At 58.7% G+C, this 14,690-nt stretch carries 15 protein-coding genes; 10 read left to right on the top strand and 5 right to left on the bottom strand.

The genetic code is table 11. The features are described 5' to 3' along the window. The first annotated feature begins 21 nt into the window (after positions 1–21). The 6 genes from AACY36_RS05000 to AACY36_RS04975 all read left to right on the top strand — a co-directional run bounded on the left by AACY36_RS05000 (position 22) and on the right by AACY36_RS04975 (position 6,698). Positions 22–1,308: an ABC transporter substrate-binding protein gene (locus tag AACY36_RS05000; protein ID WP_339417115.1), complete on the top strand. Its 1,287-nt coding sequence runs from the start codon at positions 22–24 to the stop codon at positions 1,306–1,308. Positions 1,309–1,409: 101 nt separating this feature from the next. Next, positions 1,410–2,318: a carbohydrate ABC transporter permease gene (locus tag AACY36_RS04995; RefSeq protein WP_339496791.1), complete on the top strand. Its 909-nt coding sequence runs from the start codon at positions 1,410–1,412 to the stop codon at positions 2,316–2,318. Further along, positions 2,311–3,156 (top strand): carbohydrate ABC transporter permease, encoded by an 846-nt coding sequence (locus AACY36_RS04990; protein ID WP_065873551.1) that lies wholly within the window; start codon positions 2,311–2,313, stop codon positions 3,154–3,156. Before AACY36_RS04995 ends, AACY36_RS04990 begins: the two co-directional genes overlap by 8 nt. Positions 3,157–3,158: 2 nt before the next feature. After that, complete coding sequence (locus AACY36_RS04985; RefSeq protein ID WP_339417111.1) at positions 3,159–4,319, top strand: ABC transporter ATP-binding protein; 1,161 nt, start codon at positions 3,159–3,161, stop codon at positions 4,317–4,319. 84 nt (positions 4,320–4,403) lie between these two features. Further along, positions 4,404–5,750 (top strand): carbohydrate porin, encoded by a 1,347-nt coding sequence (locus tag AACY36_RS04980; RefSeq protein WP_339427466.1) that lies wholly within the window; start codon positions 4,404–4,406, stop codon positions 5,748–5,750. A gap of 102 nt (positions 5,751–5,852) precedes the next feature. After that, positions 5,853–6,698, top strand: coding sequence for a D-hexose-6-phosphate mutarotase (locus AACY36_RS04975; RefSeq protein ID WP_339417109.1), 846 nt, complete (start codon positions 5,853–5,855; stop codon positions 6,696–6,698). A gap of 114 nt (positions 6,699–6,812) precedes the next feature. On the opposite strand, the gene AACY36_RS04970 is transcribed toward AACY36_RS04975, so the two are convergent. Then, a complete protein-coding gene (locus AACY36_RS04970) occupies positions 6,813–7,673 on the bottom strand; it encodes a MurR/RpiR family transcriptional regulator (RefSeq protein ID WP_339417331.1) in 861 nt (286 codons plus the stop codon). Between the two features lie 219 nt (positions 7,674–7,892). Between AACY36_RS04970 and zwf the strand changes: the two genes are divergently transcribed. The 3 genes from zwf to AACY36_RS04955 are packed head-to-tail and all read left to right on the top strand — an operon-like array spanning position 7,893 to position 10,742. After that, a complete protein-coding gene (gene zwf / locus AACY36_RS04965) occupies positions 7,893–9,359 on the top strand; it encodes a glucose-6-phosphate dehydrogenase (RefSeq protein WP_065873547.1) in 1,467 nt (488 codons plus the stop codon). After that, positions 9,346–10,059 (top strand): 6-phosphogluconolactonase, encoded by a 714-nt coding sequence (gene pgl, locus AACY36_RS04960; RefSeq protein WP_339417107.1) that lies wholly within the window; start codon positions 9,346–9,348, stop codon positions 10,057–10,059. Before zwf ends, pgl begins: the two co-directional genes overlap by 14 nt. A 17-nt stretch (positions 10,060–10,076) precedes the next feature. Then, the gene (locus AACY36_RS04955) at positions 10,077–10,742 is read left to right on the top strand and encodes a bifunctional 4-hydroxy-2-oxoglutarate aldolase/2-dehydro-3-deoxy-phosphogluconate aldolase (RefSeq protein WP_065873545.1); all 666 of its coding nucleotides are present in this window, start codon (positions 10,077–10,079) and stop codon (positions 10,740–10,742) included. 142 nt (positions 10,743–10,884) lie between these two features. Here AACY36_RS04955 and AACY36_RS04950 read toward each other — a convergent pair whose 3' ends face one another. Then, entirely contained in the window at positions 10,885–12,060 is a 1,176-nt protein-coding gene (locus tag AACY36_RS04950; protein ID WP_339417106.1) for an aminotransferase class V-fold PLP-dependent enzyme, read from the bottom strand. Positions 12,061–12,069: 9 nt separating this feature from the next. After that, positions 12,070–12,306 (bottom strand): DUF3820 family protein, encoded by a 237-nt coding sequence (locus AACY36_RS04945; RefSeq protein WP_010208204.1) that lies wholly within the window; start codon positions 12,304–12,306, stop codon positions 12,070–12,072. 206 nt (positions 12,307–12,512) lie between these two features. Between AACY36_RS04945 and AACY36_RS04940 the strand changes: the two genes are divergently transcribed. Further along, positions 12,513–12,980, top strand: a complete 468-nt coding sequence (locus AACY36_RS04940; protein ID WP_339417105.1) for a ferritin-like domain-containing protein — start codon at positions 12,513–12,515, stop codon at positions 12,978–12,980. A gap of 145 nt (positions 12,981–13,125) precedes the next feature. On the opposite strand, the gene AACY36_RS04935 is transcribed toward AACY36_RS04940, so the two are convergent. Together AACY36_RS04935 and AACY36_RS04930 are read right to left on the bottom strand one after the other, a co-directional pair. Beyond that, positions 13,126–13,596: a MaoC family dehydratase gene (locus tag AACY36_RS04935; protein WP_339417104.1), complete on the bottom strand. Its 471-nt coding sequence runs from the start codon at positions 13,594–13,596 to the stop codon at positions 13,126–13,128. 71 nt (positions 13,597–13,667) lie between these two features. Then, the gene (locus AACY36_RS04930) at positions 13,668–14,612 is read right to left on the bottom strand and encodes an alpha/beta hydrolase (RefSeq protein WP_339417103.1); all 945 of its coding nucleotides are present in this window, start codon (positions 14,610–14,612) and stop codon (positions 13,668–13,670) included. Positions 14,613–14,690: the final 78 nt, after the last annotated feature.

The raw sequence follows: 14,690 nt of genomic DNA, 5'->3' as shown, positions 1-14,690 counted from the left end.
ACAACAAGAAAAGGTATTCAGATGAACGCGATTAATCGCCTCGCCGTAGCTATTTCCATTGCCTCGTTGTTTCCCCTCAGTGCATTCGCGGCCGACTCGAAAGGGACGGTTGAAGTTGTGCATTGGTGGACCTCGGGCGGTGAAAAAGCGGCTGTAGATGTCCTGAAGGCCCAAGTTGAAAAAGACGGCTTCACCTGGAAAGACGGTGCCGTCGCAGGTGGCGGTGGCGCCACGGCCATGACCGTGCTGAAAAGCCGCGCGGTCGCCGGCAACCCGCCCGCCGTTGCCCAGATCAAAGGCCCCGACATCCAGGAATGGGCGTCCACCGGCCTGCTCGACACCGACGTTCTGAAGTCTGTCGCCAAAGACGAAAAATGGGACTCCCTGCTCGACAAGAAAGTCTCCGACACCGTGAAGTACGACGGTGACTACGTTGCCGTACCGGTCAACATCCACCGCGTGAACTGGCTGTGGATCAACCCGGAAGTCTTCAAGAAAGCCGGCATCACCAAGAACCCAACCACCCTCGAAGAATTCTACGCAGCGGGCGACAAGCTCAAGGCCGCGGGCTTCATTCCGCTCGCCCATGGTGGCCAGCCGTGGCAGGACAGCACCGTTTTCGAAGCCGTCGTCCTGTCGGTGATGGGTGCCGATGGCTACAAGAAAGCCCTGGTCGACCTGGATAACGCCGCACTGACCGGTCCGGAAATGGTCAAGTCGCTGACCGAGCTGAAGAAAGTCGCGACTTACATGGACGTCGACGGTAAAGGCCAAGACTGGAACCTCGAAGCGGGCAAAGTCATCAACGGCAAGGCCGGCATGCAGATCATGGGTGACTGGGCCAAGTCCGAGTGGACCGCTGCCAAGAAAGTCGCCGGTAAAGACTACGAGTGCGTAGCGTTCCCGGGCACCGACAAAGCCTTTACCTACAACATCGACTCCCTGGCGGTGTTCAAGCAGAAAGACAAAGGCACTGCGGCGGGTCAGCAGGACATCGCCAAAGTCGTGCTGGGTGAAAACTTCCAGAAAGTGTTCAGCATCAACAAGGGTTCGATCCCTGTGCGTAACGACATGCTGACCAAAATGGATTCGTACGGCTTCGACTCTTGCGCCCAGGCTGCCGCCAAGGACTTCCTGGCAGACGCCAAGACCGGCGGCCTGCAGCCAAGCATGGCGCACAACATGGCCACGACCCTGGCTGTGCAAGGTGCGTTCTTTGACGTCGTGACCAACTTCATCAACGACCCGAAAGCTGACCCAGCCGACACCGCCAAGAAACTCGGCGCTGCGATCAAGTCGGCCAAATAAGCTACAAGCTGCAAGTTAAACGCTGCAACTGGTGTGCTGCCTCTCTTGCCGCTTGTAGCTTGTAACTTGCAGCTGCCTTTATTCTTTTAGTGGATTTTCCCATGAGTTCTGTTGCTGTGTTCAGCAAAGCCTCGCCGTTCGATGCACTGCAGCGCTGGCTACCCAAACTGGTGCTGGCGCCCAGCATGTTCATCGTGTTGGTGGGCTTCTACGGCTACATCCTGTGGACGTTTGTACTGTCGTTTACGACATCTACGTTCCTGCCAAGCTACAAATGGGCGGGCCTCGCGCAATATCAGCGTTTGTTCGACAACGACCGCTGGTGGGTCGCGAGCAAGAACCTGGCCCTGTTTGGCGGGATGTTTATCGGCATCACCTTGGTTATCGGCGTGACACTGGCGATCTTCCTCGACCAGAAAATCCGTCGCGAAGGCTTTATCCGCACCGTTTACCTGTACCCGATGGCGCTCTCGATGATCGTCACTGGTACCGCCTGGAAATGGCTGCTCAACCCGGGCATGGGCCTGGACAGACTTCTGCGTGACTGGGGCTGGGAAGGCTTCCGTCTCGATTGGCTGATCGACCCGGACCGCGTGGTCTACTGCCTGGTGATCGCCGCGGTATGGCAAGCTTCGGGCTTCATCATGGCGATGTTCCTCGCCGGCCTGCGGGGGGTTGATCAATCGATCATCCGCGCCGCGCAGATCGACGGCGCGAGCATGCCGCGCATCTACTGGAGCGTGGTGCTGCCGAGCCTGCGTCCGGTGTTCTTCAGTGCGGTGATGATCCTGGCGCACATTGCGATCAAGAGCTTCGACCTGGTGGCGGCGATGACTGCTGGCGGCCCCGGCTATTCGTCCGACCTGCCTGCGATGTTCATGTACTCGTTCACCTTCAGCCGTGGCCAGATGGGCGTGGGCTCGGCCAGTGCAATCCTGATGCTCGGTGCGATCCTCGCGATCATCGTGCCTTACCTCTACTCCGAGCTGAGGACCAAACGTAATGACTAGTCTCGTCTCCAAATCGCCCATCAGCCTGAGTCGCATCGCGATCTACGCGGTGCTGATCCTTGCCGTGCTGCTGTACCTGGTGCCGCTGGTGGTGATGCTGCTCACCAGCTTCAAGACCCCGGAAGACATCAGCACCGGCAACCTGCTGAGCTGGCCGACCGTGGTCTCCGGCATCGGCTGGGTCAAGGCCTGGGCCACCGTGGATGGCTACTTCTGGAACTCGATCAAGATCACCGTGCCCGCTGTGCTGATCTCCACCGCTATCGGTGCGTTGAACGGCTACGTGCTGTCGTTCTGGCGCTTCCGGGGTTCGCAGTTGTTCTTCGGTCTGTTGTTGTTCGGCTGCTTCCTGCCATTCCAGACCGTGCTGCTGCCGGCTTCCTTCACCCTCGGCAAGATGGGCCTCGCCAGCACCACCACCGGCCTGGTGTTTATCCATGTGGTCTACGGCCTGGCGTTCACCACGCTGTTTTTCCGTAATTACTACGTCAGCATTCCGGATGCGCTGATCAAAGCGGCGCGCCTGGACGGTGCCGGTTTCTTCACCATTTTCCGCCTGATCATCCTACCGATGTCGACCCCGATCATCATGGTCTGCCTGATCTGGCAGTTCACCCAGATCTGGAACGACTTCCTGTTCGGTGTGGTGTTCTCCAGTGGCGACTCCCAGCCCATCACGGTGGCGCTGAACAACCTGGTCAACACCAGCACCGGGGCCAAGGAATATAACGTGGACATGGCGGCGGCGATGATCGCCGGGCTGCCGACCCTGCTGGTCTATGTGATCGCAGGCAAGTATTTCGTGCGCGGCCTCACGGCCGGCGCGGTCAAGGGGTAATCATGGCTACGCTTGAACTTCGCAATGTAAACAAGACCTATGGCGCCGGCCTGCCCGACACCTTGAAGAACATCGAACTGTCGATCAAGGAAGGCGAATTCCTGATCCTGGTCGGCCCTTCGGGGTGCGGTAAATCCACGCTGATGAACTGCATCGCTGGCCTGGAAACCATCACCGGTGGCGCGATCATGATCGGTGATCAAGACGTGAGCGGCATGAGCCCCAAGGATCGCGACATCGCCATGGTGTTCCAGTCCTACGCGCTGTACCCGACCATGAGCGTGCGCGAGAACATCGAGTTCGGCCTCAAGATCCGCAAGATGCCCCAGGCCGAGATCGACGCTGAAGTGGCGCGCGTGGCCAAGCTGCTGCAGATCGAACACCTGCTCAACCGCAAGCCGGGCCAGCTATCCGGTGGCCAGCAACAGCGTGTGGCCATGGGCCGTGCCCTGGCGCGTCGGCCGAAGATCTACCTGTTCGACGAACCGCTGTCCAACCTCGACGCCAAGCTACGCGTCGAGATGCGCACCGAAATGAAACTGATGCACCAGCGTCTCAAGACCACCACGGTCTACGTGACCCACGACCAGATCGAAGCGATGACCCTGGGCGATAAAGTCGCGGTGATGAAGGACGGCATCATTCAGCAGTTCGGCACGCCAAAAGACATCTACAACAACCCGGCCAACCAGTTCGTGGCGAGCTTTATCGGTTCGCCGCCGATGAACTTCGTACCCCTGCGCCTGCAGCGCAAGGACGGTCGCCTGGTGGCCGTGCTCGACAGCGGCCAGGCCCGTTGCGAGCTGGCGCTGAACGTGACAGACGCCGGCCTTGAAGACCGCGACGTGATCCTGGGCTTGCGTCCGGAGCAAATCATGTTGGCGGCGGGTGAGGGCGACACGGCGTCGAGTATTCGTGCCGAAGTCCAGGTCACCGAGCCGACCGGCCCGGATACCCTGGTGTTTGTGCAACTCAACGACACCAAGGTCTGCTGCCGACTGTCGCCCGACGTGGCACCCCAGGTGGGCGAGACCCTGACGTTGCAATTCGACCCTTCCAAGGTCTTGCTGTTCGACGCCCAAACGGGCGAGCGATTGGGCACTGCTTCCTCATTGCCTGCACAGGGGCATGCCGACAATGTGGCCCAATTCAAAGGCCGCTGAAGCAGATAACGTGTTGTTTTAGATAAAAAAGTTAACCGCGTTAAATAAAAACAGTTTAATAACAATAAAGACGAGGATGTAGGGATGAAAAAGCAACACAACAACACTCGATTGATCTGCCAAATGTCAGCCGCAGCAGCCCTGGTATTGTCCGCCAATGCGATGGCGGCCGATGCGTTCAGCGCTGATTCGAAGTGGATGACCGGCGATTGGGGCGGTGAACGTACCAAGCTGATCGAGCAAGGTATCGACATCAAGGCTGACTACGTAGGGGAGATGGGCTACAACGCGCATGGCGGTTACAACACCGACAAGACGGGTCGTTACGCCGACCAGTTCGGTTTGGGCGTAGCGCTGGACCTGCAAAAGCTGTGGGGTTGGGATAACACCCAGGCCAAGATCCAGCTCACCAACCGTAATGGCCAGAACATCTCCAACGACCGCATCGGCGACCCACGTGCCGGCACGCTCAGTTCGTCGATGGAAGTCTACGGCCGTGGCCACATGGTGCGTCTGACCCAGTTCTGGATCCAGCACCAGATGTTCGACAACAAGCTGGACGTCAAACTCGGCTACTTCGGTGAAGGCGAAGACTTCAACACCTTCCCGTGCGACTTCCAGAACCTGTCGTTCTGCGGCTCCCAGGTCGGCAACTACGTGAACACCTGGTACAACTGGCCCGTCAGCCAGGCCGCGATCCGCGTGAAGTACAACATCACGCCTGAGCTGTATGCGCAAATCGGTGCCTACAACCAGAACCCATCGCAGCTCGAGCACGGCAACGGCTTCAAGCTCAGCGGCAGCGGCACCAAGGGCACCGTGATTCCTGTGGAATTGGTTTGGTCGCCGAAGGTCAACAACCTGCCGGGCGAATACCGTGTGGGTTACTACAAGAGCGCGGCTGATGCTGCCGACGTACGTGAAGACGTGAACGGCAACGATGCGGCTACCACTGGCGCCGCGTACCGTACCCGCAGCAGCAAGAAAGGCTACTGGTTTGTTGCCCAACAGCAACTCACCACGCATAACGGCGACGCTTCCCGCGGCTTGAATATCGCGGCCAACGCCACCTTCCACGACAAAGAAACCAACCTGGTCGACAACTACCAGTCGTTGATGCTGGTGTACAAAGGCCCATTCGACGCACGTCCAAAAGATGACGTCGGCATTGGCGCTGCTCGCCTGCACGTCAACGATGACGTGAAGAAGAACGCTGAGCTGCTGAACGTCGCCAATGGTGTGAATGATTACGACAATGCGCTGTTCTCGCCCATTCGCGAGACCGAGTACAACTTCGAAATCAACTACGGCTTCCACGTTACCAACTGGCTGACCGTGCGTCCTAACCTGCAATACGTCGTCCAGCCTGGCGGCGTGGATAAAGTCGACAACGCGCTCGTGGCGGGTCTGAAAATTCAGTCTACGTTCTAACGCTGTTGCGATAAGCTCCTCTCTCTGTGCGCATTTTGCGGGTAGCCATGGCTATCCGCTTTTTTTTGGGTCGCATTGTGAAGATATTCAGGACCGTGGCACATGCATGAGCAACCGCTGCAACGTTTTTTCAAATCCCTGCGCGAGCGTCCAGTGTTCGCCTGGGAGCGCTTTCAGATGCGCGATGTATTGGTCATTGATCATCCGCTGTGCCAAGCGGTGTTCAGTCGCCAGGGCGCGCAGCTGTTGCACTTCCAACCCCGTGGCCAGAAACCCTGGTTGTGGTGTGCAGCCAAGTGGCCACAGGTGGGCGCCATCCGTGGTGGCGTACCGGTGTGCTGGCCGTGGTATGGCCGCCACCCGAGCGAAAATGCCTGGCCGTCCCATGGCTGGGCGCGGCTGATCGACTGGAAACTGCTCGACAGCAGCACTGACGACGAGGGTGTGCGCCTGCACTGGCAATTGCAGTTGTGCGACTGGCAGGTGGACTTGCACGCGCACCTGGGGGAGACCCTGGAACTGCGCCTGAGCACCGAGCACCAGGACGAGCTGCCGTGCCAGCTGAGCCATGCTTTGCACGCTTATTGGCGTATCGGTCACGTTGATGAGGTAGCGCTGTCTGGGCTTGATGGCGCGCAAGGTTACGACCAGCTCAATCGCCAGGTTTGCCAGCAGGAAGGTGAGCTAAGGGTAGAGGGCGGGTGCCAGCGGGTGTTTCAGCATGACGGTGAGTTGCAGCTCAAGGACCATGCCTGGCAGCGTGAACTGTGCATTGATACGGGTGACAGCGCCGACACGGTGGTGTGGCATCCCGGCAGCCGGCCACTGTTGGGGGTGAGCTTTAACGAGGCGTCGGGGTTTGTGTGCGTGGAGTCGGCGATGGCTGGGGCCAGTTTGGCGCCGGGGGAGAGGGCGCATTTGAGTTTGCAGGCGCGGGCAGGGTTTTAGCGGTGTGGCTGATGACGCTATCGCGGGCAAGCCCGGCGCCCACATGGGAATGCATTCCAGTGTGGAAGCGGGCTTGCCCGCGATCAGGCCGGTAGTGCCACCGCAAATGTCTGTTTAGTTGAACTCGTCGCCCACCGGATACCGGCTGTCATTCAAGCTTTCCTTGATCTTGCGCAAATGCGGCTGGAAATCCACGCCACGACGCAAAGTCATGCCGGTCGCCAACACATCCAGCACCGTCAACTGGATGATCCGCGAGGTCATCGGCATGTAGATGTCGGTGTCTTCCGGCAGCGGAATGTTCAAGCTCACCGTGCTGGCCTTGGCCAGCGGCGAATTCTCAGCAGTCACGCCCAGCACGGAAGCGCCGTTTTCCCGTGCGATCCGCGCCACTTCTACGAGCTCACGGGTACGCCCGGTGTAGGAAATGATCACGAACAACTCGCCCGTGTGCGCCACCGAGGCGATCATGCGCTGCATCAGCACGTCGGCGTGGGCGGTAACGGCCAGGTTGAAACGGAAGAACTTGTGCAGCGCATCCATGGCCACCGGGGCCGAAGCGCCCAGGCCGAAGAAGTGGATCTGCCGTGCCTGGATCAACAAATCCACGGCTTTGCTGATCAGGGCAGGGTCCAGCGCCTGGCAGGCACTGTCCAGCGAGGCGATGGCGCTGCCGAAGATTTTCTGGGTGTAGGCCTCAGGGTTATCATCGGCCCCCACCGCGTGGCTGACATACGCCGCGCCACTGGCTAGGCTTTGCGCCAGCTGCAATTTCAGTTCAGGGTAACCGCTCACGCCGAACGAACGGCAGAAACGGTTGACCGTCGGTTCACTGACCGAGGCAGCCTGGGCGAGGGCGGCGATGGAGAAGCGGGTCGCCTGCTGCGGGTTGAGCAGGATGACCTCGGCGACTTTTTTCTCTGCCTTGTTCAATTCTTCGAGGCGATTCCGGATCTGTTCCAGAAGATTTCGCACGCGGTCCATTCAGTCTTTCCTTCGGGCGACGATGCAAATAAAAGGTGGCGACCAATCGATGAGTGGTCTTTTGCGGTGGCCTATCCTACTGAGGGTAGCTGAACACCACCACTCGCAATGCGTATTTCGGGAAAATGTTGTGTTTATTACTACATTTTTCCTTGAGTGATGCCTTGAAAAAAGGTATTTGTAGCTTAACTTGATAAAAGAACAAACATCATGCCTTCGATAACCGTAGAACCCTGCACCTTTGCCCTGTTTGGCGCCTTGGGTGATCTGGCGCTGCGCAAGTTATTTCCTGCCCTCTATCAACTCGATGGCGCCGGGCTGCTGCACGACGACACGCGCATCCTGGCCCTGGCCCGTGAAGCCGGTTCCGAGCAACAACACCTGGCCCATATCGAGCAAGCACTGCGCAAATACGTCGGCAAGGAACTGGACGAAGCCATCGCCCAGCGTTTCCTCGCGCGCCTGACTTACGTTCACGTCGACTTCATGAAGGCTGATGACTACGTGGCCCTGGCTGAAATCGCCGGCACCGAGCAGCGTCTGATCGCCTATTTCGCCACGCCTGCAGCAGTCTACGGCGCGATCTGCGAGAACCTGTCCAAGGTCGGCCTGGCGGAAAACACCCGCGTCGTGCTGGAAAAGCCGATCGGTTCGGACCTGGAGTCCTCGCGCAAGGTCAATGACGCCGTTGCGCAGTATTTTCCGGAAAACCGCACCTACCGCATCGACCACTATCTGGGCAAGGAAACCGTCCAGAACCTGATCGCGCTGCGTTTCGCCAACAGTCTGTTCGAAACCCAGTGGAACCAGAATTACATTTCCCACGTGGAAATCACCGTGGCTGAGCAGGTCGGTATCGAGGGCCGTTGGGGCTACTTCGACAAGGCCGGCCAACTGCGCGACATGATCCAGAACCACCTGTTGCAACTGCTCTGCCTGATCGCCATGGACCCGCCGGCCGACCTGTCCGCCGACAGCATCCGCGACGAGAAGGTCAAGGTGCTCAAGGCCCTGGCGCCAATCAGCCCGGACGGGCTGACCACCCAAGTGGTGCGCGGCCAGTACATTGCCGGCTACAGCGCCGGCAAGCCAGTGCCGGGTTACCTGGAAGAAGAGAACTCCAACACCCAGAGCGACACTGAAACTTTCGTCGCCCTGCGCGCCGATATCCGCAACTGGCGTTGGGCCGGCGTGCCGTTCTACCTGCGCACCGGCAAGCGCATGCCGCAGAAGTTGTCGCAGATTGTCATCCACTTCAAGGAACCGTCCCACTACATCTTCGCCCCCGAGCAGCGCTTGCAGATCAGCAACAAGCTGATCATCCGCCTGCAACCGGACGAAGGTATTTCCTTGCGCGTGATGACCAAGGAGCAGGGCCTGGACAAGGGCATGCAACTGCGCAGCGGCCCACTGCAGCTGAATTTTTCCGACACCTACCGCAGCGCACGGATTCCCGATGCTTATGAGCGGTTGTTGCTTGAAGTAATGCGCGGCAATCAGAACCTGTTTGTTCGCAAAGATGAAATCGAAGCCGCGTGGAAGTGGTGTGACCAGCTGATCGCCGGGTGGAAAAAATCCGGTGATGCGCCCAAGCCGTACGCGGCGGGTTCCTGGGGGCCGATGAGCTCGATTGCACTGATCACGCGGGATGGGAGGTCGTGGTATGGCGATATCTGAATTGAAACTGCCTCAGGGTGTCAGCGCCCATGAATACCGTACGCCGGCCTTGTTGGCGGACGGTCTGGCCAATGACGTGGCCGAACAACTGCGCGGGGCTATCAGTGCCCGTGGCGAAGCGACCCTGGTCGTCTCCGGCGGGCGTAGCCCCGTGGCGTTTTTCCAGAACCTGGCCAAGCAAGGCCTGGACTGGTCCAAGGTCACGGTCACGCTGGCCGATGAGCGTTGGGTGCCGGTTGAGCACGCCGACAGCAATGCCGGCCTGTTGAAGCAACACCTGCTGCAGGGCCCGGCGGCCAAGGCCAGGTTCCTCAGCCTGTACAGCGCCGCAGCTAATCTTGAAGACGCTGCCGAGCAGGCTGATCGCCTGCTGGGCGAGTTGCCAGCCATCGATGTGCTGGTGCTCGGGATGGGCGATGACGGCCACACCGCATCGCTGTTCCCCAACAGCCCGAACCTGATTGAAGCCTTGCAGGCCGACGGTACCCGCCGTTGCTGGCCGATGCTGGCGCCGACCGTGCCACATCAGCGCCTGACCATGAGTCGCGCCCTGCTGGCCACTGCCCATTACACCGTCCTGTCGATTTCCGGCAGTTCGAAGTTGACCACCTTGAGCGCCGCGCTGGCCAGTGACGATGTCTCTGCCATGCCGATTCGCGCGTTTTTGCAACCTACATTAGAGATTTACTGGTGCCCATGAGCCAAGGATCAGCCGCTATGAAAAGCCCTCAACCGACCGTGTCCATGGCGGATAAAGTTGCCCTGATCGACAGCCTCTGCGCGAAGGCGCGGATCCTGCCGGTGATCACCATCGCCCGCGAACAGGACATCCTGCCGCTGGCCGATGCCTTGGCAGCCGGCGGTTTGACCGCATTGGAAGTGACCCTGCGTTCCGAGTTCGGCCTCAAGGCCATTCAGGTATTGCGCGAGCAACGCCCTGAACTGTGCACCGGTGCCGGCACTGTGCTGGATCGGCACATGCTCGAAGCGGCCGAAGTGGCGGGCTCGCAATTCATCGTCACCCCCGGCATTACCCGCGACCTGCTGGAAGCTTCGGTGCACAGCCCGATTCCGCTGCTGCCGGGCATCAGTAATGCGTCGGGCATCATGGAAGGTTATGGCCTGGGCTATCGCCGCTTCAAGCTGTTCCCCGCCGAAGTCAGCGGTGGCGTTGCTGCCATCAAGGCCCTCGGTGGCCCGTTTGGCGAAGTGAAATTCTGCCCGACTGGCGGCGTTAGCCCGGCCAATATCAAAAGCTACATGGCGTTGAAAAATGTGATGTGCGTGGGTGGCAGTTGGATGCTCGATCCTGAGTGGATCAAGAACGGCGACTGGGCCCGCATCCAGGAAGTCACCGCCGAAGCGCTGGCACTGTTGGATTGATCTGATTTATCGAATCGTTGTTGCTGTGCTTAACGGCATTTTTGCGGTGCACTTGGTCGGTGTGCCGCTTTTTTTTGCCTGCAGAAAACCTCAAGAACACTGATGTTCAGATGTGGGAACTGGCAAGCCAGCGCCCATATTTTTAATCTGCGTTCAGTTGGGTAATTGCTTGGACCAACACATTGATATCTGCCGATGAAGTCAGCAACCCCGGCGTCACCCGGATACAGGTGCCAAATGTTGCGCCGGTGCGGGTAGTGGTAAACAAGTCATAGTCCTTGAGTAGCCTATCCACCATCACCTGCTGATCCCGCCCGACAAACTTGAACGCCGTAATCCCGCAATACAGCCTCGGATCATCCGGTGTCAGCACTTCAATCCCCGGCAACGCCCGCACCTGGCTTACCCACCGATCCCGCAGGTAGTTCACCCGCGCACCCTTGGCCGCCGAGCCACCCAACTCCCGGTGCTCTTCAAACACCAACGGCAAGGTCATCAGCGCTGGAAAGTTCGGCGTGCTGTAGGACGTGCGTGCGCGTACGTCGGTAGCCGGGTAGTGAAACTCGCCCATGTCCGTGTCGATATCGCCCAGGCGCTCCGGGGCGATGTACAGAAAGCCCAGGGTCAACGGCGCGCCGATCCATTTGTGCAAGTTGAAGCCGGCAAACTGAATGCCCAATTCGGCGAGGTTGAACTCGATCTGGCCCAGCGCGTGGGCGCCATCCAGGATCACATCGATTTCATGCGCGCGCGCCGCCTGGGCAATCGCTGCAACGGGCATGACCAGCCCGGTGCGGTGGGTAACGTGGGTCAGCGCCATCATTTTGAGGCGTGGGTACTTAACGAACGCTTCGCGATAAGTGTGCACCAGACTGTCGAAACTGGCCGGGTGCGTGTGGGACAGTTCGATCACCTCCACGCCACGATAGCCTGCCAGCCAGCGCATGGCGCCTTTCACGGTGTCGTACTCCAGGTCACTGATGAGCACTTGATCGCCCGGTTGCAGGCGGTTGTAGTTGCGGATCAGCGATTGCAGGGCTTCAGTGGCGTTACGGGTAAAGGCCACTGACGCTGGGTCGACATCCATTAGCCCGGCCAACTGCCGACGAATCTCGACGTTTTCGCCTGTTTCGAACGTCTGACGCACATAGAGCGAGTTGCTGCGGTTGATAAACGCAACGTGTTCCAGATACTGCGTTTGCACCGCTTGGCTCATGTGGCCGAAGTAGCCGTTTTCCAGATTGATCGGGCCGGGTTCCAGGGCGTAGCGCTGGGCGATGGTCAGCCAGTGACGTTCGTTGTCTGCACTGCGTGGCATAGGGCGCTCTTAATGACGAGGGGCGGGTTTACCGTGTTTAGCGCGCAGCGGTTCAAGCAATTCAGACAATCCGTTGCTGTCAATTTCCTGCATCAATGCCAGCAACCCGCCCAATTCGCCGTGAGGGAAGCCTTCACGGGCAAACCAGTTCAGGTAGGGGCCTGGCAGGTCGGCGATGATCCGTCCCTTGTATTTGCCGAAGGGCATTTCGCGGGTGATCAGTAGTTCGAGTTTTTCGGGGTTCATGGGCGCTTCGTGAAGGTCAGTCGTAGCAGTGGAAAATACAGGCATTCTGCATGAAGGCCAAATGACAGATCATGCAAAAAACGCAAATACAGAAGGTTCAAGAATTTTTAAGCTGTTGATTTACAAGGATAAATAGTTTTTAAAGAAGCTGGCACGGACGCTGCAATTCTTATTGCAACCTTCTAACCTGCCAAAGGAATTGAAAAATGACTGACATCAATAAAGAATCCATCTCCGTACTCAACGACCTGATCGAGACCAGCATTGACGGTCAAAAAGGTTTCAAAGAGTGCGCTGAAGACATCAAGCACCCAGAACTCAAAGCACTGTTTGCCAAACGTTCCACCGATTGCGCGACAGCTGCAGCTGAACTGAAAACCGCCGTACGTGCCCTGGGTGGCGATCCGGAAGATTCCGGCAGTGTTTCTGGCGCCCTGCACCGCGGCTGGGTCGATGTTAAATCGATGGTGACTGGTAAAGACGAAGAAGCTGTGCTGAATGAGGCCGAGCGCGGTGAAGACCACGCACTGAAGGCTTATCGTGAAGCGATTGAGAAAATCAACAAGCACAACCTGCTGGGTATTCGTGATCTGGTTGAGCGTCAGTACCACGGCGTACAACGCAACCACGACCAAGTAAAAGCCCTGCGTAACCAGGCTCGCGCTCAGTCGTAAGCTTCGGGCTGTAAATGCTGTAAACAATGTGGGAGCGGGCTTGCTTGCGAATGCGGTTTTTCAGTCTCATCTTTATTGACTGAACTATCGCTTTCGCGGGCAAGCCCGCTCCCACATTTGTATTGCGTGAATCTTAAGATCTGGGTCAGCCGATGCTGATTGGCGGCAGCTCGGTCAAAGTAACAACCTGCTGCTTACGCGGCGCCAAAATCTCCGCCTCACCGTCCACCACCAATTCATCACGCTGGTTGAACACACGGGTGGCAATGCGTACACGAAACTTCGGCAACTTCTCGAGAATTTCCAGGCGCACGGTCAGGGTGTCGCCGATCTTCACTGGCTTCTGGAAGCTCATCTGCTGGCCAATGTAGATCGTGCCCGGCCCAGGCAACTCGCAAGCAACCGCCGCGCTGATCAGGGCGCCGCTGAACATGCCATGGGCGATACGCTCCTTGAACATGGTGGCCTTGGCGTATTCGGCGTCCAGGTGCACCGGGTTGTGGTCACCGGACATGGCGGCGAACAGCTGGATATCGCGCTCTTCCACCCGCTTGCTGTAGCTGGCGGTCTGGCCGACTTCGAGGGCTTCGTACGGGGTGTTGGTTACCTGGGTCATCTAAAGGTGCATCCTGTGGCTAATCGGTAATTTAATTGGCTGATTTTAAAAGGCTGATTTTCACAAAGAGGTCATTCGCAGCGAGTTGGCCTGCGTAATGTCAGGGCCTGGTCGAGCCACGTCAGCACATCCGCTGTAACGTGATCACGGTTGGTTTCATTGAACACTTCATGGCGCGCCTGCGGGTAGATATTCAGATGCAGGTGCTGGCAGCCGGCTTCACGCAACGCATGGGCCAGGCTTTTGAGACGCTTGCCTTCACTCACCGGATCACATTCGCCGCCCATCACCAGGATCGGCAGGCCCGGATCGATCTGCGCGAGATTGGACGCTTTGCTGATTTGCTGCAAGCCGCCGAGCAGGTCGATCCACAGTTGGTTGGTGCAGCGGAACCCACACAGCGGGTCATTGATGTAATTGTCAACTTCCGCCGGGTCACGGCTGAGCCAGTCGAAAGCGGTGCGATTGGGTTTGAACGCCTTGTTGAACGATCCAAACGACAGGAATTCGATCAGCGCACTGCGCCCGCGCAAACCCTGGCGCAAGCGTTCGGCCCGGGCAATCACGCGTGCGGCGCGATACAGCGCCACCGGCTGGAAATTCGAACCGCTGAGAATCACCCCATGCAGGCTGGCGCTATGGTGCAGCAAGTACGCCTGGGCGATATAACTGCCCATGCTGTGGCCCAGCAGAATGATCGGCAGCCCCGGCTGCTGTTGGCCGATATGCTGGTTGAGGCTGGCGAGGTCGCCCACCACTTTGTTCCAGCCGTCCTTTTCGGCGTAGAGGCCCAAGGAGCCTTCATCGGCAGTACGGCCATGGCCCCGCTGGTCCAGCGCATATAAACCGTAGCCGGCGCCGCACAAGGCTTCAGCCAGGCGTGCATAACGACCGCTGTGCTCGGCCATGCCATGGGACAGCATCACCACGGCCTTGGCGCAGCCGTCGGGCATCCATTGGTTGACGTACAGGCGGCTGCGGTCATTCGCGGTCAGCCAGAAGGTGCTGTGGTTCATGGCGGTTCCTTTGCTCACGTTCTGCTCAAGGTCTGCGTTGCAGTGTATAGCTCATCCCACGCAAGCGTCTGATCAGTG

The sequence above is a fragment of the Pseudomonas sp. EA_15y_Pfl1_P101 genome (assembly GCF_963970835.1).
Classification (GTDB): Bacteria; Pseudomonadota; Gammaproteobacteria; order Pseudomonadales; family Pseudomonadaceae; genus Aquipseudomonas; species Aquipseudomonas tritici.
The sequence above is the reverse complement of the archived record's forward strand: the minus strand, read 5'-3'. Positions and strand labels throughout refer to the sequence as shown.

Coding starts and splice junctions, on each gene's coding strand:
- AACY36_RS05000 (WP_339417115.1), top strand. CDS start 22: ATGAACGCGATTAATCGCCTCGCCGTAGCTATTTCCATTGCCTCGTTG.
- AACY36_RS04995 (WP_339496791.1), top strand. CDS start 1,410: ATGAGTTCTGTTGCTGTGTTCAGCAAAGCCTCGCCGTTCGATGCACTG.
- AACY36_RS04990 (WP_065873551.1), top strand. CDS start 2,311: ATGACTAGTCTCGTCTCCAAATCGCCCATCAGCCTGAGTCGCATCGCG.
- AACY36_RS04985 (WP_339417111.1), top strand. CDS start 3,159: ATGGCTACGCTTGAACTTCGCAATGTAAACAAGACCTATGGCGCCGGC.
- AACY36_RS04980 (WP_339427466.1), top strand. CDS start 4,404: ATGAAAAAGCAACACAACAACACTCGATTGATCTGCCAAATGTCAGCC.
- AACY36_RS04975 (WP_339417109.1), top strand. CDS start 5,853: ATGCATGAGCAACCGCTGCAACGTTTTTTCAAATCCCTGCGCGAGCGT.
- zwf (WP_065873547.1), top strand. CDS start 7,893: ATGCCTTCGATAACCGTAGAACCCTGCACCTTTGCCCTGTTTGGCGCC.
- pgl (WP_339417107.1), top strand. CDS start 9,346: ATGGCGATATCTGAATTGAAACTGCCTCAGGGTGTCAGCGCCCATGAA.
- AACY36_RS04955 (WP_065873545.1), top strand. CDS start 10,077: ATGAAAAGCCCTCAACCGACCGTGTCCATGGCGGATAAAGTTGCCCTG.
- AACY36_RS04950 (WP_339417106.1), bottom strand. CDS start 12,060: ATGCCACGCAGTGCAGACAACGAACGTCACTGGCTGACCATCGCCCAG.
- AACY36_RS04945 (WP_010208204.1), bottom strand. CDS start 12,306: ATGAACCCCGAAAAACTCGAACTACTGATCACCCGCGAAATGCCCTTC.
- AACY36_RS04940 (WP_339417105.1), top strand. CDS start 12,513: ATGACTGACATCAATAAAGAATCCATCTCCGTACTCAACGACCTGATC.
- AACY36_RS04935 (WP_339417104.1), bottom strand. CDS start 13,596: ATGACCCAGGTAACCAACACCCCGTACGAAGCCCTCGAAGTCGGCCAG.
- AACY36_RS04930 (WP_339417103.1), bottom strand. CDS start 14,612: ATGAACCACAGCACCTTCTGGCTGACCGCGAATGACCGCAGCCGCCTG.